The organism is Chromobacterium sp. LK11 (genome assembly GCF_001043705.1).
Taxonomy (GTDB): Bacteria; Pseudomonadota; Gammaproteobacteria; order Burkholderiales; family Chromobacteriaceae; genus Chromobacterium; species Chromobacterium alkanivorans.
This window is the reverse complement of the sequence record NZ_LDUR01000004.1, coordinates 175,971-197,139: the sequence shown is the minus strand read 5'-3', so window position 1 is coordinate 197,139 and position 21,169 is coordinate 175,971. Positions and strand designations below refer to the sequence as shown.

The window sequence follows — 21,169 nt, the reverse complement described above, 5'->3', positions numbered from 1 at the left end:
CTTAGCGCCCCATGCTTCCGGCCCGGCCGTGCCGCCGCGTCCCGTTAACGCGGATCAGGCGAAGCGGCGCGTCTCGCCCTTGCCGTCGATATTGTCCACGCAACGGCCGCACACCGCGCCGTGGCCGGCGTGGCTGCCGACGTCGGCGCGGTAGTGCCAGCAACGCTCGCACTTCTGCTGCGTCGACGACGCCACGCTAACGCGGGTTTGCTCGCCTTGCTTGACGCTGGCTTTAGAGACAATCAGCACGAACTTGAGTTCATCGCCCAAGGCGTTCAGCCACTGCGACAGCTCGGCGTCGGCTTCGATTTCGATCTCGGCCTGCAGCGAGGAGCCCAGCTGATCGGCGCTGCGCAGCGCTTCGATCTGCTTGTTGACCTGGGCGCGCAGCTCGCGGATGGCCTGCCACTTGGCGGACAAGGCCGCTTCGCGCTCGGCCGCCTGGGCCGGGAACTCGTGCCAGACGTGATACAGCGTCGACTCTTCCTCGCTGTCCACCAGCACGTTCCACGCCTCGTCGGCGGTGAAGCACAGGATGGGCGCCACCAGCAGCAGCAGGCTGCGGGTGATGTGGTAGAGCGCGGTCTGGGCGCTGCGGCGCGCGTGGCTGTCCGCCTTGGTGGTGTACAGGCGGTCCTTGATCACGTCCAGATAGAAGGCGCCCAGATCCTCGGAGCAATAGCCGACCACTTCCTGCACCACGTGGTGGAAGGCGTAGCGCGAGTACAGCTCGCCCGCCACCTTCTCCTGCACTTCGCGCGCGCGCAGCAGCGCGTACTGGTCCAGCTCCACCATATTGGCCAGCGGCACGGCGTGTTCCAGCGGATCGAAATCCGACAGATTGGACAGCAGGAAGCGGATGGTGTTGCGCAGGCGGCGATAGCTTTCCGTCGTGCGCTTCAGGATTTCCTGAGACAGCGACATGTCGCCGGAGTAGTCGGCGCTGGCCACCCACAGGCGCAGGATGTCGGCGCCCAAGCTGCCGCAGATTTCTTCCGGCGCGATGCCGTTGCCGCGCGACTTGGACATCTTGTAGCCCTTGTCGTCCACGGTGAAGCCGTGAGTCAGCAACTGCTTGTACGGCGCGCGGCCTATGGTGGCGCAGCCGGTTTTCAGCGAGGACTGGAACCAGCCGCGATGCTGGTCCGAGCCTTCCAGATACAGGTCAGCCGGCCAGGCCAGCTCGGCGCGCTGCTTGAGCACGGCGAAATGGGTGGAGCCGGAATCGAACCACACGTCCAGGGTGTCGGACAGCTTGCGGTAGTGCTCGGCCTCGTCTCCCAGCAACTCCTTGGCGTCCAGGCTGAACCAGGCTTCAATGCCTTGCTGCTCGATGCGCAGCGCCACTTCTTCCAGCAGTTGCGCCGAGCGCGGGTGCAGCTCGCCGCTTTCCTTGTGGATGAAGAAGGTCATCGGCACGCCCCAGTTGCGCTGGCGCGACACGCACCAGTCGGGGCTGTTCTTGATCATCGCGTCCAGGCGCGCGCGGCCCCAGGCCGGGAAGAACTCGGTGGCGTCCACCGCGCGCTGGCTGATCGCGCGCAGGGTCTCGCCGCCGTGGCCGGCCTTGTCCATGCCGATGAACCACTGCGGCGTGGCGCGGAAGATGATGGGCGTCTTGTGGCGCCAGCAATGCGGGTAGCTGTGCTCCAGCTTGGCCTTGTGCACCAGAGCGCCGTGCTCTTCCAGCGTTTCGATGATGCGCGGATTGGCGTCCCAGACCAGCAGGCCGGCGAACAGCTCGGTGCCGGTCTTGTAGCGGCCGTTGTCGGCCACCGGGTTGGCCACCGGCAGCTTGTAATGCAGGCCGGCCTGGAAGTCTTCCAGGCCGTGGGCCGGCGCGGTGTGCACCAGGCCGGTGCCGGCGTCGGTGGTCACGTGGTCGCCCAGGATCACCGGCACTTGGCGCGCGTAGAACGGGTGTTGCAGCTGCAAGAGCTCCAGCGCCCGGCCCTTGGCCTCGCCCAGCACCTGGCTGGTTTCGACGCCGTAGCGCTTCAGCGCGGACTCTGCCAGGTCCTTGGCCAGGATCAGCTTGCCCTTGGGGGTGTCCAGCAATTGGTAAACCAGCTCGGCGCCGGCGGCGACGGCCTGGTTGGCCGGCAAGGTCCACGGCGTGGTGGTCCAGATCACCGCCATCGCGCCGGAGGCGTCGGCGCCGAAGGCCGCGCCCGCCTTGTCGGCGTCCAGCACTTTGAAACCGACGTCGATCGCCGGCGACACCTTGTCCTCATACTCGACCTCGGCCTCGGCCAGCGAGGAGCCGCACTCGATGCACCAGTGCACCGGCTTCTCGCCCTTGGTCAGATAGCCGTTCTCGAAGATCTTGCCGAGGGTGCGCACGATGTCGGCCTCGGTCTTGAAGTCCATGGTCAGATAGGGATTGTCCCAATCGCCCAGCACGCCCAGGCGGATGAAGCCCTTCTTCTGGCGCGCCACCTGCTCTTTGGCGTATTCGCGGCACAGCTCGCGGAACTTGGCGGCGGGGATGTCCTTGCCGTGCAGCTTTTCCACCATCAGCTCGATGGGCAGGCCGTGACAGTCCCAGCCCGGCACATAGGGGGCGTCGAAGCCGGCCAGCGTCTTGGAGCGGACGATGATGTCCTTCAGCACCTTGTTGACCGCGTGGCCCAGGTGGATGTCGTTGTTGGCGTACGGAGGGCCGTCGTGCAGGATGAACTTGGGGCGGCCGGCGGAGAGCTTGCGCAGCTTGTCGTAGCGCTTCTCCTCCTGCCAGCGCTTGACCCAGGCCGGTTCGCGTTTGGCCAGATCCCCGCGCATGGCGAAGGGGGTATCCAGCAGGTTTACGGTTTTTCGATAATCGATGCTCATGCCTGCTCTCGCTGCAAACTTGTCAAATAGGTCTTGGCGCTGGCCGCGTCTTTTTCGATCTGAGCGATCAGCGCCGATAAATCATCATACCGCGCCTCGTCGCGCAGTTTCTTCAGGAATCGCACCGTCAGCCGCTGGCCGTAGAGATCGCCGGCGAAATCGAACAGATGCACTTCCAGCTTGTAATCCGGAGTATCGCTGACCGTCGGGTTCAAACCCAGGCTGGCCACGCCGCCCAGCACGCCGTCGGCGGTTTCCGCCTGCACCACGAACACGCCTTGCAAGGCCGGACGCAAATGCGGCAAATGGATGTTGGCCGTGGGGAAGCCTATGGTGCGGCCCAGCTTCTTGCCGTGCACCACGCGGCCGGAGATCTGGTACTCGCGCCCCAGCAGACTTTCCGCTCCGCTCAGGTCGCCGGCGGCCAGCCGCTCGCGCACCAAGGTGCTGGAAGCCCGCTCGCCCATCGCCAGCACCGTCGGCATCGCCTCGGTGACGAAGTGGGGACAGGAACTCAGCATCTCGAAATGGCCCTGCCGCTTGGCGCCGAACTGGAAATCGTCGCCGATCAGCAAATACTTGGTCTGCAGGCCCTGCACCAGGACCTTGTCGATGAAATCCGGCGCCGACATGCCGGCGAAGCCGCGGTTGAAGCGATAGACGAACACATAGTCGACCAGGCCCAGCCGCTGCAAGAACGCCAGTTTGTCGCGCAGCGTGGACAAGCGGCCCGGCGGATTGTCGCGCGCGAAGAACTCCCGCGGATGGGGCTCAAAGGTCAACAGGGCCGTCGGCAAGCCGCGCGCGTCGGCTTCCAGCCGCAGCCGCTGCAGCATTTTCTGATGGCCAAGGTGCACGCCGTCGAAATTGCCGATGGTCAAGGCGCAGGCTGGCAGCTGATAACGCCGCGGATCTCCAAAAAATACCTGCATGTGCTGGTCTTATTGCGTCCTGAAAACCTTCGATTGTATCTGCCTGCCACGGATAGCGTCCAGACTTGCGACGCAATTGGGTCGGCGACGGCGAACGAGGCCGTCCGTCCGCCTGCCAATGCAAAAAGCCCCGCAAGATTGCGGGGCTTTTTGAACAGAGCGGCTAGTCGAGATTACTTCTTCTCAACCAGGGACTCTTTAACGGCGTCGATGGTCAGTTCTACGCGACGGTCAGACTCGATGCATTCCTTGATAGCCAGGTTCTGCTTGGAACCTTTCTTCTGGTATTTCGGGAATTTGGCCTTGCACTCGGCAGTCATCTTGGCTTCGGCGGCGCCGCGACCTACGGAGGTCACTTTGTCGGCCGGAACGCCGGCGGCTACGAAGTAGCCTTTAACTGCGTCGGCGCGCTCTTGCGACAGACGGTTGTTGTAAGCAGCGGAACCCATGAAGTCGGTGTAGCCAGCAACTTCAACGGACTTCAGGTAGCCTTTGCCAGCGTTGGCTTTCAGCTTTTCAACCAGCGGGTCCAGTTCGTTCTTGGCGTCAGCGCGCAGCTTGGCCTTGTCGAAGTCGAACAGAACTTTGGCGGACAGGGTGACTTTTTCTTTTTCGGAAACCAGCACCGGCTTCGGAGCTTCAGCTACCTTGGTAGCTTCGCGGTCGCCACATTCAACCAGGCCGTCTTTGGCCTTGTCGAAGAAGTTGGTTCTCCAGCACTCGCCGTAGTTGTTGCGAGTCACGGATTCGGTGGACTGGTCAACGGCATAGCCAGGTTTAGCAGCAAAAGCGCTAGCGGAAACCAACAGAGCAGCAACCAGGGCGCTCAGTTTCAGCTGTTTAGTCATGTTATTCCCTCTTTAATCTATAAAATGGGTAGCAATGCGGGCTGACGCAAAGACCACACGAACAATTTTACTGCAAACAACAGGGTGATCTGCAAACTGTGTTTATGCAGTTAACCCGCACTATAGAAACGCTGCAACCCCATGTCAACTTAGGGCGCCACAGATTGCGAGCAATCCGTTGCAAAAAAACATCAAAAAAAGCGTTTTTTTGCGGTCTTTGTCTCGCATAAACCACACATTACGGCGATGTGACGCGCCTACGAAACAGTGGCAGCGGATTCAGCACGGTAGCCTGATAGTTTTCGCTAAAAGTATTGAAACCATCCAGCGAAGATTCCAGCGTCTTGCCGTCCTTGATGGCAAATGCATCAAAACCGACTTGCGCCATGGAGTGCAGTAAGTCTTGCCAGACATCTCCGATCGCCCGCAGTTCCCCACGATAGCCATAGCGTTCACGCAACAGGCGGGCATGGCTGTAGCCGCGGCCGTCGGTGAAGGCAGGAAAATCGACGGCGATCAGCTCCAGCTCTGGCAAATCGGCCAGTAGCCGCGCCGGCTCGTCGTCCGGCCCCAGCCAGACGCCCACCCGCGCGGCATGGCTGCGCCAGAACGCCCGCCGCTCCAGCCAATCGGACAGCGGCACGATCACATTGCCGCCCGCCGCGGTTTCCGGCAACTGGCCGTTTTCATCCTGGCGCAGCAGATTCCAATCGTCCGGCCGGACTTGTCCCTGTTTAATGATGTTTGGCATATACCCGCTCCTTGAAGGGTTCGATGCCGATGCGGCGCACGGTTTCGATGAAGCGCTCGCCCGGACCGCGTTGTTCCAGGTAGACGCTCATGATGGTGGTGAAGGCCTTGGGCACGTCGGCCTGGGCGAACGAGGGCCCGATCACCTTGCCTATGCTGGTGGCGCTGCCCTGGCTGCCGCCCAGCGTGATCTGGTACCACTCCTCCCCGTTCTTGTCGACGCCGAGGATGCCGATGTTGCCGATGTGGTGATGGCCGCAGGCGTTCATGCAACCGGAGAAGTTGCAGTCGATGTCGCCGAGGTCGTACAGATAGTCCATGTCCTCGAAGGTTTGCTGAATCGCCTCCGCCACCGGGATAGAGCGCGCGTTGGCCAGCGAGCAGAAGTCTCCGCCCGGACAGCAGATGATGTCGGTGAGCAGGCCGATATTGGGGGTGGCGAAGCCGTGCTCGCGCGCCAGCAGCCACAGCGCGTGCAAATCCTTCTCCGGCACGTCCGGCAGCACCAGGTTCTGTTCGTGGGCGACGCGCAGTTCGCCGAAGCCGAAGCGGTCGGCCAAATCCGCCGCCGCGTCCATCTGCTCAGCGCTGATGTCGCCGGGCGGCACGCCGGCGCGCTTCAGCGACAGCACCACCGAGCGATAGCCCGGCCGCTTGTGGGCGCGGGTGTTGCGCTCCGCCCAGCGGGCGAAGCCCTTGTCCTCTTCCAGCAGAGCCCCCAGTTCGGGCGGGTTGGCCGGCAGCGCCAGATACGGCGGGTCGGTGAAGAAGCTGGCGTAATGCGCGACGTCCTCGTCGCGCAAGGTGGCCGGGCCGCCCTTGATGTGCAGCCATTCGTCCTCGACCTTGGCGGCGAAGCCCTCCACCGTCATCGCCTTGACCAGGATCTTGATGCGCGCCTTGTACTTGTTGTCGCGGCGGCCGAAACGGTTGTAGACCCGCAGCACCGCGTCCAGATAGGTCAGCAGATGGGGAGTGGGCAGAAAATCCTTGACCACGTCGCCGACGATGGGGGTGCGGCCCAGGCCGCCGCCCACCATCACGCGGAAGCCCACTTCGCCGGCCTCGTTGCGCACCACGTGCAGGCCGATGTCGTGTACGCGGGTGGCGGCGCGGTCTTCCACGCTACCTGACACCGCGATCTTGAATTTGCGCGGCAGGAAGGTGAATTCGGGGTGCAGCGTGCTCCACTGGCGGATGATTTCGCACCAGGGCCGCGGGTCCAGCAGTTCGTCGCCGGCCACGCCGGCGAAGGCGTCGGTGGTGGTGTTGCGCACGCAGTTGCCTGAGGTCTGGATCGCGTGCATTTCCACCGTGGACAGCTCTTCCAGGATGTCGGGCACCCGCGCCAGTTCCGGCCAGTTGAACTGGATGTTCTGGCGGGTGGTGAAATGGCCGTAGCCCTTGTCGTAGCGGCGGGCGATGTCGGCCAGCTTGCGCAGCTGGCCGCTGCGCAGATGGCCGTAGGGAATGGCGACGCGCAGCATGGGCGCGTGGCGCTGCACGTACAGGCCGTTCATCAGCCGCAACGGGCGGAATTCGTCCTCGCTCAGTTCGCCGGCCAGATAGCGCCGGGTCTGATCGCGGAACTGAACCACGCGCTCGCGCACGATGCGGTGATCGACTTCATCATATTGATACATGGTGCTCTTTCAGACGGCGCTATGCCGGACGTTTCAACGGGCTGGCCTTGACGTGCAGGCCGCATTCCTTGGAATCGGGGTTTTCCCACCACCAGCGTCCGGCGCGGACGTCCTCGCCCACCGAGATCGCCCGGGTACAGGGCGCGCAGCCGATGGAGGGGTAATGGCGGTCGTGCAGGGCGTTGTAGGGCACTTCGTGCGCGCGCAGGTAGTCCCAGACATCGCGCTCGCTCCAGTCCAGCAGCGGGCTGAACTTTTGCAGGCCGTTGTCGGCGTCGTATTCGCTGACCTGCAGATCCTGGCGCGTCGGCGACTGTTCGCGCCGCAGCCCGGTGATCCAGGCCGAGCGGCCGGCCAGCGCGCGCTTGAGCGGCTCCAGCTTGCGCACCTGGCAACAGGACTTGCGCGCGTCCACGCTGTGGTAAAAGCCGTTGATGCCGTGGAGACCGACGTACTGCTCCACCGCGGCGGCCTGCGGGAAATACACGGCGACCGGGTGGCTGGGATAGCGCTCTTCCACCCGCTGCATCAGATCGTAGGTTTCCGCCGGCAGGCGGCCGGTGTCCAGGCTGAAGGCCGCGATGCCTAGGCCCAGGCGGGCGATCAGATCGGTCAGCACCATGTCCTCGGCGCCGTAGCTGTTGGCCAGCACGGCGTCCGGATGCTCGGCCGCGATCGTCCCGAGGCAGGCGACGGTGGCGTCCAGTTTTGCTTCCAGGCTCATCAAAGACTCCAGGCAGGAAATTTCACGACAATCCTACCCAAGCCGCTTATAAACCGAAAAGAATATTGTGTTAGTATTTAATTACTACAGGTTTTAAAGAGGATGGCGTCGCATGAAGCTGCAACAACTGCGTTACTTGGTCGAGGTGGCCAAGCAAGGGCTGAACGTCTCGGAGGCCGCGGAAAAGCTGCACACCTCGCAGCCGGGCATTTCCAAGCAGATCCGGCTGCTGGAAGACGAGCTGGGCATCCAGGTTTTCATCCGCAACGGCAAGCGGGTGGTGTCGGTGTCCGAGCCGGGCAAGGAGGTGCTGCGCATTTCCGAACGCATCCTGCGCGAGGCGCAGAATCTGAAACGGGTGGGCGACGAATTCTCCAAGGAGGCGGAAGGCGCGCTGACCATCGCCACCACGCACACCCAGGCGCGCTACGCGCTGCCGCCGGCCATCGCCGAGTTCGTTCGACGTTACCCCAAGGTGAGACTGTCGATCAAGCAGGGCAGCCCCACCCAGATCTGCGAAATGGTGGTGTCGGGCGAAGCCGACCTCGCCATCGCCACCGAAGGCATCGCCTTGTACAAGGAATTGGCGATGCTGCCCTGCTATGAATGGAACCGTTCCATCGTGGTGCCGGAAGGGCACGAGCTGACAACGCTGGAGCGTCCGCTGACGCTGGCGGACATCGCCCGCTATCCCATCGTCACCTACGACTTCGCCTTCGCCGGCCGCTCCAAGATCAACAAGGCCTTCGCCGATCAGGGCCTGGCGCCCAACGTGGTGCTGACCGCGATAGACACCGACGTGATCAAGACCTATGTCGGCCTGGGGCTGGGCATAGGCATCATCGCCAGCATGGCCTACGAGCCGGAACGCGACCTCAATCTGCAGCTGCTGGACGCCGGCCATCTGTTCGAGCCGTCCACCACCAAGATAGGCATCCGCAAGGACGCCTATCTGCGCGGCTTCGCCTACACCTTCATCGAGCTGTTCGCGCCGCATCTGCACCGGCGCGAAGTCGAGGCGGCGCTGCTGGCGCGCGACCCCGACAGCGAGGATTGAGCCCTTTGCGGCCCGGCAAAGCAAAACGCCCCGATATCGGGGCGTTTTCGCGTTCACCGGCGCCGGATCAGAGCGTCAGGCCGCCGGTCACTTCGATGGCCGCGCCGTTGATGTAGCTGGCCTCGTCGGACGCCAGGAAGGCGTAGACGTTGGCGATCTCGGTCGGGTCGGCCATGCGACGCATCGGCACCTTGTCCTCCATCGCCTGAATCACTTTTTCCGGCATCGATTGCAGAATGGGGGTGGCGACGAAGCCCGGACATACCGCGTTGGCGCGAATGCCCTTCTTGCCCAATTCCTTGGCCCAGGTCTTGACGAAGCCGATGACGCCGAATTTGGACGCCGCGTAATTGGTCTGGCCGAAGTTGCCGTAGACGCCCACCACCGAGGACGCGTTCAGGATCACCCCGCCGCCCTGCTCCACCATGGTGTCGATCACTGCGCGGGCACAGTTGTAAACGCCTTTCAGATTGATGTCGATCACCTTGTCGAACTGGTCTTCGGTCATCTTCATCAGTTGGGCGTCCATGACGATGCCGGCGTTGTTGACCAACACGTCGATGCGGCCGCGGCGGTTTTTCAGATCGGCGACCATGTCGGCGATCTGGCCCTTATCGGTGACGTCCACCTTGTAGCCTATGGCTTCGCCGCCGGCCTGCTGCAACTCCTCGACCACCGCGTTGACCGCGTCCAGATTGAGGTCGCAAACGGCGACGACTGCGCCTTCTTTGACGAATTTCTCGGCGGTCGCCTTGCCGATGCCGCTGGCGGCGCCGGTGATGATGGAGACTTTACCTTTCAAGCGCATGGATTTTCCTTACTGACTTTGTAGATGACAGGCAATCCGCCCGGAGGCCGGACTCACAACTCCACCATCGACCACCTATGGCCAAACACCTGTTTTTATTGATTATTTTCTGTACAAAAAAGAAAAGCGGGAGTTTGTGCACCGCAGCCATTGCAGCGCACAAGACGCACTGCAATATAGCGCACTCACTCCCGCCGGTAAAGCAACTGCTCTACAGGTCAGTTACCGCGTGTAACCGCCCGGATCAAGCCCCTGCTTATTCCAGGCCCTTGCTGGCCAGATAGTCTTCGTAATTGCCGGTGTAGTAGTCGTAACCGCCCTTGCCGTCCAATTCCAGCACGTGCGTCGCCAGCGAGCTGACGAACTGACGATCGTGGGAAACGAAGACCAGGGTGCCCTTGTACTTTTCCAAGGCCATGTTCAGGGACTCGATCGACTCCATGTCCATATGGTTGGTCGGCTCGTCCATGATCATCACATTGGGCTTTTGCAGGATCAGCTTGCCGTACAGCATGCGGCCCTTCTCGCCGCCGGACAGCACGCGCACCGGCTTGCCCACTTCGTCGCCGCCGAACAGCAGGCGGCCCAGCGTGCCGCGGATCACCTGCTCGTCGTCGCCTTCCTGGCCCCACTCGCGCATCCATTCGGTCAGCGTCATGTCGCTGTCGAAATCAGCCTCGTGGTCCTGGGCGAAATAGCCGACCTGGGCTTTCTCCGCCCATTTGATCGAGCCGCGGTCCGCGCTCAGGCCTTCGGCGAACGGCGCGTTGAAGGCGCCGGCCAGCAGCTTGACCAGCGAGGTCTTGCCCGCGCCGTTGGGGCCGATCACGGCCAGACGGGCGCCGGCCTCCAGGATCAGGCTCAAGTCCTTGAACAGCACTTTGGCGTCGTAGGCCTTGTTGAGGTGGTCCACCTCCACCGCCTGGCGGTGCAGCTTGAACTTGTCGTCCATTTCAAAACGGATGAACGGGTTCTGACGGCTGGACGGCTTCACTTCCACCATTTCGGACTTCAGCTTGTCCACCTGCTTCAGCCGGCTGGTCGCCTGACGCGCCTTGGACTTGTTGGCGGAGAAGCGGGCCACGAACTCCTGCAGTTCCTGGATGCGTTCCTTGGCCTTGCTGTTGGACGACAGCTGGCGTTCGCGCGCCTGGGCCGACGCGATCATGTAGTCGTCGTAATTGCCCGGGTAGATGCGGATGGTGTTGTAGTCCAAGTCCGCCATATGGGTGCACACCGAGTTCAGGAAGTGACGGTCGTGCGAAATGATGATCATGGTGGAGTTGCGCTCGTTGAGCACGTTTTCCAGCCAGCGGATGGTGTTGATGTCCAGGTTGTTGGTCGGTTCGTCCAGCAACAGGATATCAGGATTGGAGAACAGCGCCTGCGCCAGCAAGACGCGCAGCTTCCAGCCCGGCGCCACTTCGCTCATCGGGCCGCCGTGCTGCTCCACCGGAATGCCCACGCCCATCAGCAGTTCGCCGGCGCGCGCTTCGGCGGTGTAGCCGTCGTACTCGGCGAACTTGGCTTCCAGTTCGGCCGCGTGCATGTAATCGTCTTCGCTGGCTTCCGGGTTGGCGTAGATGGCGTCGCGTTCGCTCATCGCCGCCCACATCTCGGTGTGGCCCATCATCACCACGTCGATGACGCGCTGATCCTCATAGGCGAACTGATCCTGGCGCAGCTTACCCAGGCGCAGGCCGTTCTCGATGGCCACCTCGCCGCTGGTCTGCTCCAGGTCGCCACCCAGAATCTTCATAAAAGTGGATTTGCCGGAACCGTTGGCGCCGATCAGGCCGTAACGGTTGCCTTCGCCAAATTTGACGGAAACCTTTTCAAACAAAGGTTTGACGCCAAACTGCATGGTAATATTGCTTGTGGTAATCACGCTTAGGGATCCTTCAGCCAAATAGCCGTAAGTATCGGAAAAACGTGGGATTCTAGCACAGTGCCGGCGTTTTCCCGAGCCGTCCGTCAAGGAAACGCCGCCTACCTTTTGCCAGCTTCTCGAATTCCGCTACAATCGTAAGCCTTGTTTTCTATTCCCTGAGATAGGCTGAACTATGCTTACCGGCAGCTTGGTCGCCCTGGTCACCCCGATGTCCGCAGACGGCTCGGTCGACTACGAGGCACTGCGACGACTCGTCGATTTCCATATTGAGAATGGCACCGACGGCATTGTCGCGGTTGGCACCACGGGCGAATCCGCCACATTGAACGTGACCGAGCACATCGCCGTGGTCAAGGCGGTTGTCGAATACGCCGCCGGCCGCGTCAAAGTCGTCGCCGGCGCCGGCGGCAACTCCACCGCCGAAGCGATCGAACTGAGCCACCTGTCCCGGGAGGTTGGCGCCGATTACGTACTGTCGGTCGTGCCTTATTACAACAAGCCCACTCAGGAAGGTCTGTATCAGCATTTCAAAGCGATAGCCGACGCCAGCAAGCTGCCGGTCATTCTTTATAATGTGCCCGGCCGCACCGTCGCCGACATGAGCAACGACACCGCGCTGCGCCTGGCCTCGCACCCCAACATCGTCGGCCTGAAAGACGCCACCGGCGACATTGGCCGCGCCTGCGATCTGGTCATGCGCGTTCCGGAAGGCTTCATCCTCTATTCCGGCGACGACGCCACCGGCATGGCCTTCATGCTGTGCGGCGGCCACGGCGTGATCTCGGTCACCGCCAACATCGCCCCCAAATTCATGAGCGAGCTGTGCAAAGCCGCCACCGGCGGCGACGCCAAGCGGGCTCGCGAGATCAACGACAAGCTGCAAGGCCTGCACAAGCAGCTGTTCATCGAACCCAACCCGATTCCGGCCAAGTGGGCGCTGACGCGGATGAACCGGATACCCTCCGGCATCCGCCTGCCGCTGACCCCGCTCTCCACCGACGCGCAAGCCGCCGTGGAAGCGGCGATGAAACAAGCCGACGTCCTTTAACCTTTCCCCTGCCGAAACGATGGGAGACCGCATGAAACGAACCGCGCCCGCCGCGATTCTGCTGGCAACCGGCATTATCGCCGGTTGCAGCTCGCAACAGCCGCTGACCAAGAAGCTGGACTATCAGTCCGACAAGCCCAAAAGCGTCAACACTCTGGAAGTGCCGCCGGATCTGACCGCGCCGCAAGTCCAGAACAAATACACCATCCCCGGCGCCGCCAGCGCCGCGGCCCAAGGCGCCAAGACCGACGCTCCGGCCCAGCAGCCGGCGGCCGGCAGCTCGGTCGCGCTGAACCAGCTTGACAACGTCAAGATGGAGCGCGCCGGCACCCAACGCTGGCTGGTGGTGTCCGGCAAGAGCCCGGAACAACTGTGGCCGGCGCTGAAGGCCTTCTGGCAGGACAACGGCTTCGTGATCAAGAGCGAAGACCCGGCCGTGGGCGTGATGGAAACGGACTGGGCGGAAAACCGCGCCAAGCTGCCCAACGACGGCCTGCGCAAGCTGCTGGAAACCGTCGGCCTCGGCAGCGTCTACTCCACCGGCGAGCGCGACAAGTTCCGCATCCGTCTGGAAAAGACCGCCAACGGCACCGAAGTCTACTTCTCGCACCGCGGCATGGAAGAAGTCTATGCCGACACCACCAAGACCAACACCATCTGGCAGCCGCGCGCCACCGACCCGGGCCTGGAGGCCGAGTTGCTAGGCCGCTTCATGATGAATCTGGGCATGGCGGAGGACAAGGCGCGCGAACAGGTCAAGCAGACGCTGAGCGCGCCGGCCAAGCCGCAGACGCCCATCGTCGACGGCCAGCTGGTGCTCAGCGACGAGTTCGACCGCGCCTGGCGCCGCGTCGGCCTGGCGCTGGACCGCGTCGGCCTGGTGGTCAGCGACCGCGACCGCTCCCAGGGCGTTTACTTCGTCAAACCGGCCAAGAGCGAGACCGACAAGAACGAATCCGGCGGCTTCTGGTCCAGCCTGGCCTTCTGGAAGAGCGACGACGGCAAGTCCGCCAAGCCCACCGAGCAGGAGTACCGCGTGCAGATCAAGGAAACCGCGCCCGGCTCCAGCACGGTGTCCCTCCAGGACAAGCAGGGCAAGCCGCTGTCGGACGCCTTCAGCAAGGCCGCGCTGTCCAAGCTGCAAACCGAGCTGCAATAAGACGCGAAATCCACGCGTCCTTAAAAAACAAAGCCCGCTATCGCGGGCTTTGTTTTGCGCCTTAATTGTCAAACCAGCGATCAAAGCCTCCGGCTTTCGACAATCAAGCGAAATGTAACACTTTGTAGCGAACAGACAATTGTGTTGTTTTCATGTTGCAACACCTCTTGTTCCATTTGCTACAGGCACAAAAAAACCGGCCATAGCCGGTTTTTTTGTCGCAGGCCAAGAATTACTTGGCAGCGGAAGCCTCAGCGGCCGGAGCGGAAGCAGCAGCCGGAGCGGAAGCTTCAGCAGCCGGAGCGGATGCCGGAGCGGCAGCCGGAGCGGATGCTTCAACAGCAGGAGCGGAAGCTTCAGCCGGAGCTTCAGCTTTCTTACCGCAAGCGGACAGGGCTACAGCCAGCAGGGCAGCAACGAGGAGCGACTGTTTCATTTTTTCATTACCTTTGAGGATAAGTTGAACAAGACGTCAGTTATCGCACGGTCTTCGAAATAAGCCGGGCGACTGAAAATCCATCAGTGCGCAAATTGTATCACGAAAAAAAAGGCTGTATAGGGGGCAAAATTCCAAAAAAACACCTTTGCCCATAATCCTCTTCCGCAAAGCAGCATAGCCACAAAAACGGGCGTTTACCCCTGTCGTTGAGGCCAGAATTTGTCGATATCACTTGCGCATCCGAACAATTTCTGTGGTTATTTTGCTACATTCGTCGCCAAATGCCAATAGCCTGCCAGGTATCCCTCGTACAAACATTCCTGCATGCCCGGCCCCAAAGCCGCGCCGGCAATGCGTCTGGCATTGGCGAAGGCGCGCCAGGCGGCGAAATCCCCCTCCTCCGCCTCCAATTTCTCGCCGTTGCAATAGAAACTGTCGCCGCAGAACAGGATCTGGCTCTTGCGGTCCAGTTCCAGTCCGCGCAAGCGCGCTTCGCTCTCGAATTCGGCCTCGTCCAGCTCTTCTTCCGGCGCGTCGTAAAATACATGCGCCTTGGGTTCGGTCAGATAATGGCCGAGGAAGTCGCCCACCGCCGCCTTGTCCCAGCGGATCTGCTCCAGCAGCCGGCTGACCTGCTCCACCATCTCGTCGCCGATCCGCGCCGGTTCCCGCTGCAGTTTGAGGTCGGGATCGGCGTACACGCCTTCCGCGCAGATGCGGTCCTGAAGGTGCACCAGGAATTGGGTCGCCAACTCCTGCGCCGGCGGCGCGCGGAAGCCGATCGAGTAAGTCATGCCGGGATCCAGCGCCACGCCGTGGTGCGCGCACTTGGGCGGCAGGTAGAGCATGTCGCCGTGCTCCAGCACGAACTCCTGCTCGCAGCGGAAATCCTTCAGCACCCGGATCGGCGCGTCTTCGATGAAGTCGTCGTCGTGCTGGGTGGAGATCTGCCAGCGCTTGCGTCCGCCCACTTGCAGCAGGAACACGTCGTAGGCGTCGAAATGCGGACCCACGGTGCCGCCCGGCGGCGCGTAGCTGATCATCAGATCGTCCAGCCGCGCGTAGGGAATGAAGTTGAAGCGCCACAGCAGTTCGTCGATGTGCGGCAGATGTTGATTGACGCCCTGCACCAGCAGGGTCCAATCCGTTTCCGGCAGCCGGCGGAAGCGCGCCGGGCGGAACGGGCCGCGCTCCAGACTCCAGCGGCCGTCGCGGCATTCGATCAAGCGCGACTCCGCGTCTTCGCGGGTCGCCAGTTGCGACAACACCGAAAAATCCGCCAGCGGCCCCACCTCGGTCAGGGCGCCGCGGATCAGCAAAGGCTTCTTGTGCCAGTACTCGGCGAGGAACTGTTCGGGCGACATCCCGCCCAGCAAAGTTGTTGTGTTCATGGCAGTTTCACGGGCTGAAACGCCCGGCAATGGTTTACAATATGGGATGCGCGCAATGGCGGCGCACCTGAAAATCGTTTTCGATGGCCGGCTTGCGCCGCCGTCTGCTTTATTTACCTTCCTTCACGGATCCGCACTCATGCAAATCTCCAAAAACACCGTCGTTACCCTCCACTACGAGATGTTCGACGCTGACAACAACCTCCTCGACAAGACCGAAGAGCCGATCAGCTATCTGCACGGTGGCTACGACGGCATCTTCCCGCTGGTGGAAGAAGCTTTGGAAGGCAAGGCCGTTGGCGACGCCATCGACGTCAAGATGACGCCGGACGACGCTTTCGGCGACCCGGAAGAAGAACTGATCCGCTTGGAAGACCTGGACGTGTTCCCCGCTGACGTCGAAGTCGGCATGATGTTCGAAGCCGACGATCCGGAAACCGGCGACGTGCTGCTGTTCCGCGTCACCGACATCGCCGACGGCAAGGCCGTGGTCGACGCCAACCACCCTCTGGCCGGCCAGAGCATCCGCTTCGCCGCCAAGGTTGTGGAAATCCGCGCCGCCAGCGCCGATGAAATCAGCCACGGCCACGCCCACGGCGAGCACGGCCACCACCATTGATCAGGCATCCGGCCCAGCCGGCATCGGCGTCATTGTAATGCTTTTGCCGGCGCGCCGGCCTGATTTCGACAAAGGCGGCCCCATGGGCCGCCTTTGTCATGCCTGCGCGCGGAATCCGTCGCGCTATCCCGAACGCCCTCGCCACCAACGGCGGCAACCGGCGACAAGCACCAGCGCGCACAGCGCCAGCCTCAAGCCGTATTCCTCATGACTGCCGGACTTGTACAGCAGCCACAGCAACTGCAGCGCCAGGGCCGGCAGCATCAGCGACTGCAGCCGCGCGCTTAAATCCGCCGGCCAGCCCCGGGGCCAGGCCCAGCGGCAGGCGCCCCACATCGCCGCCCAACCCAGCAAGGCGCCCACGACCACGTCCAACGGCCAATGCACGCCTATCGCCAGCCGCGACAACATCACCAGCGCCACCGCGGCCGTCAGCAGCGCGCCGCGGCGCAGCATGCCGGAATAGTAAAGAAAGCTCGCCAGCGTGGCGGAAGCCATCGCGTGGCCGGAAGGAAAGGAGCCGTTGCCGGGCAAGTCGTCCAGCAGCCGCACCGATCCCGGCGGCAACACCAGCGGCGGCCGCGGCTCGGCGAAGCCCGCCTTGAGCGCGATGGCCAGAAACACGCCCGTCCCGCAGCCGACCAGCAAGGCCGGCAGCTTGTCCGGCCGCCGCCAGCTCAAGGCCAGCAGCAGGGCCAGCACCGTGGGCCAGTCTCCCAACACGCTCAGCAAGCGCCAGAACGCGCCGGGCGCGATGCGGCCGGCTTCGTGCAAGATCAGGAACAGTTCGCGATTGGAGGCGGGCGACAGCGCCAGCAGAATAGCCAGCGGCGACAACAACAACGCCGGCCACAGCCGGCGCAAACAGGACCACTTAAACCACATCAGTCAGCTTTCATCGTTGCAAGGGTGATTCGATCCAGACCCGCCAGGTCGACAATGGTTTCCGCTTGCAGCAAACCCGCTTCGGTGAAAAGCCGGCGCACCGCCTCGCCCTGATCGTAGCCGTGCTCGACGATCAGCCAGCCGCCGGGCGCCAGCCGACGCGGCGCGTCGGCGGCGATGGCGCGCAGACAGGCCAGGCCGTCGGCCTCGTCGGTCAAGGCCATCCGCGGCTCGAAACGCACGTCCCCCTGCCCCAGATGCTCGTCGTCGCGCCGGATATAGGGCGGATTGGACACGATGAGATCAAACACCGCGTCCGCCGGCAGCGCCTGATACCAGCTGCCTTGGTAAAAATCGACGCGCGCGCCCAGGCGCTCGGCGTTGCCGCGCGCGACGGCCAGCGCCTCCGCCGACAGATCGACGGCGCAGACCCGCCACGCCGGCGCCTCCAGCGCCAAGGTCGCGGCGATGGCGCCGCTGCCGGTGCCCAGGTCCACCACGCGGGCGGCGCCGCGGCCGGTCCGCTCCAGCGCAGCCTCGATCAAATGCTCGGTTTCCGGCCTGGGGATCAGCACCTGCGGCCCTACGGAGAAATCGCGGCCGTAGAACTCGCGCCGGCCGATCAGGTAAGCCACCGGCTCGCCGGCGGCGCGGCGCGCCCCCAGCGCGCGGAAACACGCTTCCTGTTCCGCGCTCAGTTCCTGCTCCGGATAAGCGGCGATACGGGCGTGGCTCAGTTCCGGCGCCGCCTGCTGCAACAGCATGCGGGCCTCCAGACGGGGCAAGGGGTATAGGCGCAGCGCCTCGGCTATCGTCAACATGGTCGTCACAACAGGAACAGGGTGGCGAGCCCCAGGAAAATGAAAAAGCCGCCGGAATCGGTGCAGGCGGTGATCAGCACGCTGGAGCCCAGCGCCGGATCGCGGCCGGAGCGCTGCATCAGGCAGGGGATCAACACCCCCATGGTGGCGGCCAGCATCAGATTGAGCAGCATCGCGCCCAGCATCACCAGGCCCAGCGAGAAGCTGCCGTACAACAACCAGGCGACGCTGCCTATCACCCCGCCCCACAACACGCCGTTGATCATGCTGACCCGCAGTTCCTTGCGCCACAAGCGCCAGGCCTGGCTCAGCTGCATCTGCCCCATGGCCAGCGCGCGCACGATCATGGTGATGGTCTGGTTGCCGGAGTTGCCGCCGATGCCGGCGACGATGGGCATCAGCGCGGCCAGGGCCACCAATTGGGAAATGGAGTGCTCGAACACGCCGATCACGCGCGAGGCGACGAAGGCGGTGCACAGATTGATCGCCAGCCAGGCCCAGCGGTTCTTCACCGAATCGATGACCGGGGCGAACAGGTCTTCTTCCTCTTTCAAACCGGCCAGGTTCAGCACTTCGCTGTCGGACTCCTCGCGGATCACGTCCACCATCTCGTCCACGGTCAGCCGGCCGATCAGCTTGCCGGCCTCGTCCACCACCGGCGCGGTGATCAAGTCGTAGCGCTCGAAGGCCAGCGCCGCGTCGGCGGCGTCCTCGTCGGGGCTGAAGCTGACCAGTTCGGTGGCCATCACTTCGGCCACCAGCGCGTCGGGATCGGACACCAGCAATTTGCGGATGGACAGCACGCCCTTGAGCAGGCCCAGGTCGTCGATGACGAAGATTTTATCGGTGTGCGCCGGCAACTCGTCGAAACGGCGCAGATAGCGCAGCACCACTTCGCAGCTGACGTCGGCGCGAATCTTGACCAGGTCGAAGTCCATCAGCGCGCCGACCTTGTCCTCGTCGTAGGACAAGGCCGACTGCAGTTGGGCGCGTTCCTCTTCGTCCAGGCCGCCCATCACTTCGTACACCACCTGGCGCGGCATGTCCGGCGCCAGTTCGGCCAGTTCGTCCGCGTCCAGTTGCTCGGCGGCGTTGACGAGCTCGCCGTGCTCCATCACTTCGATCAGCGATTCCCTGACCGCGTCGGACACTTCCAGCAGGATGGCGCCGTCGCGAGCGCCGTCCACCTGGTCCCAGACCAGCAGGCGGTCTTCCAGCGGCAAGGCTTCCAGGATATGGGCGACGTCGGCCGGGTGCAGCTGTTCCAGCTTCAGGCGCAGCGCTTCCAGATTGTAATGCGGGGCCAGCGGGTCCGTCGGCGGCTCGGAGACCTCCGGACGGGATACAAGATCTTCCAACTGCCGCTGGCGCTCGATCAGGCGCTGCACCAGGGCCAGGCTTTCTTGCAGACGATCGGCGGATTGTTGCTTGAAGGCAACCGTCATGCACGTCTCCTTCCGCCCAGATGGCGCGCGCGGCGCGGGCGGTCTGAGGCGGGCTTATTCTCTAACGGTAAATCGGGATTGGATTACGGGGTAACTGGGTAAGTCCATTGCGTAGCCGCCATGCCTCGCGCATGGCGCGCTCTAAAAAGAAAGTCGCGATTGTAACATGCCGCCTGCGCCGCTCCAATCCGCCCTCCGGACGCTCACGGCAGTTCCACATAGCTCATGCGCCGCTGGATGATGCGGGTCTTGCGCGCCAGGCCCGGCGCGGCGCGATGGGTGTCGTAATAGCGCGGATTGGGCACCATCGCCGCCAGCTTGGCCGCCTGCGCCGAGGACAGCCGCGCTGCGCTGCTGCGGTAGTAATGGCGCGACGCCGCCTCCGCGCCGAACACGCCGTTGCCCCATTCGATCACGTTCAGGTAAATCTCGAAGATGCGCCGCTTGTCCAGCACCGCCTCCAGCATCACCGTGATCAAGGCTTCCTCCAGCTTGCGCCACGGCGTCTTGCTGCTGGACAGGAACAAATTCTTGGCCAGCTGCTGGCTGATGGTGGAGCCGCCGGCGACGATCTTGCCCTTCTTCAGGTTTTTTTCGAAAGCGACTTCGATGCCGTCCCAGTCGAAACCCTCGTGATCGACGAACTTGGCGTCCTCGGACGCGATCAGCGCGCGCTTGAGATTGGGAGAAATCTGCTCGTAACTCACCCATTTGTGGCGCAACTCCGCCTCGGGATCCTCCTGCTGCAACTTGGCCAGCTGTTCGTTCATGAAGGAGCTGGCCGACGGATCGTGGCTGCGCCAATAGACGATATGGCCGAAGATCCACAGGTTATACAGCAGAAAGGCGGCCATCAGGGCCGCCAGCACTTTCAGGAAGAGACGCATTATCTGACTCGCGACGCGAGCCCCCGCAAGGCGGGGGATTGGGATTCAAACCGCGGGAGGAAACCGGCGGCGCCGCGCTTCCGGCGCCGGCCCGGCCGGCTCCGGGAAGCGTCAGGCCAGCACTTCGCGCAGCATATTGGTCACTTTGCGGGTGGCCGGCTCCACGCCGCGCCAGATGGAGAAGGATTCGGCCGCCTGCTCCACCAGCATGCCCAGGCCGTCGGCCAGCATGCCGGCGTTTTCCGCCTGCGCGCGCTGCAGGAAAGGGGTCAGGCCCTTGCTGTACACCATGTCGTAAGCCAGGGTGCGCGCGGTGAACAGGCCGTAGGGAATCGGCGGCAGTTCATTGCTGAGGCTGGTCGAGGTGGCGTTGATCACGATATCGAAGCTGCGGCCCTTCAATTGCTCGTAGCCGATGGCCTCCACCTTGCCCCAGGGCGCGAAGTGGTGGGCCAGCGCCTCGGCCTTGATCAGCGTGCGGTTGGCGATGGTCAGGGAGGCCGGCTTTTGCGCCAGGATAGGCTCCAGCACGCCGCGCACCGCGCCGCCGGCGCCCAGGATCAGCACCTTGGCGCCGGCGATCGGGTAATCCAGATTGTCGACGATGTCGCGCACCAGGCCCACGCCGTCGGTGTTGTCGCCGTAGATCTTGCCGTCGCGGAAGCACAGGGTGTTGACCGCCTCCGCCGCGCGGGCGCGCTCGGTCAGCTCATTGGCGAAACGGTAGGCGTCGCCCTTGAACGGCAGTGTGATGTTGAGGCCCTTGCCGCCGGCGGCGACGAACTCGGCCACCACGTCGTTGAAGCGCCCCAGTTCGGCGAACAACTTGTCGTAGGCGATATCCTGGCCGGTGGCCGCCGCGAATTCGTTATGGATGAACGGCGACTGGCTGTGCGAAACAGGATTGCCGATAACGGCGTAACGGTCGGTCATGAGTCAGCTTTCCAAGATTGGGTATGTTTTCGGTATCGGATAGAGAGCGGCTAACAA

General features: G+C 63.1%; 18 protein-coding genes. 4 read left to right on the top strand and 14 right to left on the bottom strand.

The genetic code is table 11. The annotated features are described in order from the left end of the window. Nucleotides 1-54: 54 nt before the first annotated feature. From ileS to VK98_RS02855, 6 genes are all read right to left on the bottom strand, one after another. Nucleotides 55-2,832 (bottom strand): isoleucine--tRNA ligase, encoded by a 2,778-nt coding sequence (ileS, locus tag VK98_RS02880; RefSeq protein ID WP_048412578.1) that lies wholly within the window; start codon nt 2,830-2,832, stop codon nt 55-57. Next, nucleotides 2,829-3,764, bottom strand: a complete 936-nt coding sequence (locus VK98_RS02875) for a bifunctional riboflavin kinase/FAD synthetase (RefSeq protein WP_048412577.1) — start codon at nt 3,762-3,764, stop codon at nt 2,829-2,831. The genes ileS and VK98_RS02875 overlap by 4 nt, the downstream gene beginning before the upstream one ends. A gap of 173 nt (nt 3,765-3,937) precedes the next feature. Next, the gene (locus tag VK98_RS02870; protein WP_048412576.1) at nt 3,938-4,612 is read right to left on the bottom strand and encodes an OmpA family protein; all 675 of its coding nucleotides are present in this window, start codon (nt 4,610-4,612) and stop codon (nt 3,938-3,940) included. A 238-nt stretch (nt 4,613-4,850) separates the two neighbouring features. Further along, the gene (locus tag VK98_RS02865; protein ID WP_048412575.1) at nt 4,851-5,363 is read right to left on the bottom strand and encodes a DUF934 domain-containing protein; all 513 of its coding nucleotides are present in this window, start codon (nt 5,361-5,363) and stop codon (nt 4,851-4,853) included. Beyond that, nucleotides 5,347-7,005, bottom strand: coding sequence for a nitrite/sulfite reductase (locus tag VK98_RS02860; protein ID WP_048412574.1), 1,659 nt, complete (start codon nt 7,003-7,005; stop codon nt 5,347-5,349). Before VK98_RS02860 ends, VK98_RS02865 begins: the two co-directional genes overlap by 17 nt. A 19-nt stretch (nt 7,006-7,024) precedes the next feature. Continuing rightward, complete coding sequence (locus tag VK98_RS02855) at nt 7,025-7,729, bottom strand: phosphoadenylyl-sulfate reductase (protein WP_048412573.1); 705 nt, start codon at nt 7,727-7,729, stop codon at nt 7,025-7,027. 112 nt (nt 7,730-7,841) lie between these two features. Here VK98_RS02855 and cysB point away from each other — a divergent pair, with 112 nt between their 5' ends. After that, entirely contained in the window at nt 7,842-8,786 is a 945-nt protein-coding gene (gene cysB, locus VK98_RS02850; RefSeq protein WP_048412572.1) for an HTH-type transcriptional regulator CysB, read from the top strand. A gap of 67 nt (nt 8,787-8,853) precedes the next feature. Here cysB and fabG read toward each other — a convergent pair whose 3' ends face one another. Next, nucleotides 8,854-9,594 carry a 3-oxoacyl-ACP reductase FabG gene (gene fabG, locus VK98_RS02845; protein ID WP_048412571.1) on the bottom strand — a complete coding sequence of 247 codons (741 nt, stop codon included), beginning with the start codon at nt 9,592-9,594 and terminating at the stop codon, nt 8,854-8,856. A gap of 256 nt (nt 9,595-9,850) precedes the next feature. After that, a complete protein-coding gene (locus VK98_RS02840; protein ID WP_048412570.1) occupies nt 9,851-11,482 on the bottom strand; it encodes an ABC-F family ATPase in 1,632 nt (543 codons plus the stop codon). A 175-nt stretch (nt 11,483-11,657) separates the two neighbouring features. On the opposite strand from VK98_RS02840, the gene dapA reads away from it, so the two are divergent. Then, a complete protein-coding gene (gene dapA / locus VK98_RS02835) occupies nt 11,658-12,533 on the top strand; it encodes a 4-hydroxy-tetrahydrodipicolinate synthase (RefSeq protein WP_048412569.1) in 876 nt (291 codons plus the stop codon). Nucleotides 12,534-12,564: 31 nt separating this feature from the next. Further along, a complete protein-coding gene (gene bamC / locus VK98_RS02830; RefSeq protein WP_048412568.1) occupies nt 12,565-13,692 on the top strand; it encodes an outer membrane protein assembly factor BamC in 1,128 nt (375 codons plus the stop codon). Between the two features lie 696 nt (nt 13,693-14,388). Here bamC and VK98_RS02825 read toward each other — a convergent pair. After that, the gene (locus VK98_RS02825) at nt 14,389-15,522 is read right to left on the bottom strand and encodes a cupin domain-containing protein (protein WP_048412567.1); all 1,134 of its coding nucleotides are present in this window, start codon (nt 15,520-15,522) and stop codon (nt 14,389-14,391) included. 139 nt (nt 15,523-15,661) lie between these two features. Here VK98_RS02825 and VK98_RS02820 point away from each other — a divergent pair, with 139 nt between their 5' ends. After that, nucleotides 15,662-16,141, top strand: coding sequence for a peptidylprolyl isomerase (locus VK98_RS02820; RefSeq protein WP_048412566.1), 480 nt, complete (start codon nt 15,662-15,664; stop codon nt 16,139-16,141). Nucleotides 16,142-16,264: 123 nt separating this feature from the next. Here VK98_RS02820 and VK98_RS02815 read toward each other — a convergent pair whose 3' ends face one another. From VK98_RS02815 to aroE, 5 genes are all read right to left on the bottom strand, one after another. Then, nucleotides 16,265-17,026: a phosphatase PAP2 family protein gene (locus tag VK98_RS02815; RefSeq protein WP_048412565.1), complete on the bottom strand. Its 762-nt coding sequence runs from the start codon at nt 17,024-17,026 to the stop codon at nt 16,265-16,267. Further along, entirely contained in the window at nt 17,026-17,844 is an 819-nt protein-coding gene (gene prmC / locus VK98_RS02810) for a peptide chain release factor N(5)-glutamine methyltransferase (protein ID WP_048412616.1), read from the bottom strand. The genes VK98_RS02815 and prmC overlap by 1 nt, the downstream gene beginning before the upstream one ends. A gap of 8 nt (nt 17,845-17,852) precedes the next feature. Beyond that, entirely contained in the window at nt 17,853-19,292 is a 1,440-nt protein-coding gene (mgtE, locus tag VK98_RS02805) for a magnesium transporter (protein ID WP_048412564.1), read from the bottom strand. A gap of 203 nt (nt 19,293-19,495) precedes the next feature. Beyond that, entirely contained in the window at nt 19,496-20,179 is a 684-nt protein-coding gene (mtgA, locus tag VK98_RS02800) for a monofunctional biosynthetic peptidoglycan transglycosylase (protein ID WP_043591006.1), read from the bottom strand. Between the two features lie 111 nt (nt 20,180-20,290). After that, nucleotides 20,291-21,112 carry a shikimate dehydrogenase gene (aroE, locus tag VK98_RS02795; protein ID WP_019102659.1) on the bottom strand — a complete coding sequence of 274 codons (822 nt, stop codon included), beginning with the start codon at nt 21,110-21,112 and terminating at the stop codon, nt 20,291-20,293. Nucleotides 21,113-21,169 lie beyond the last annotated feature (57 nt).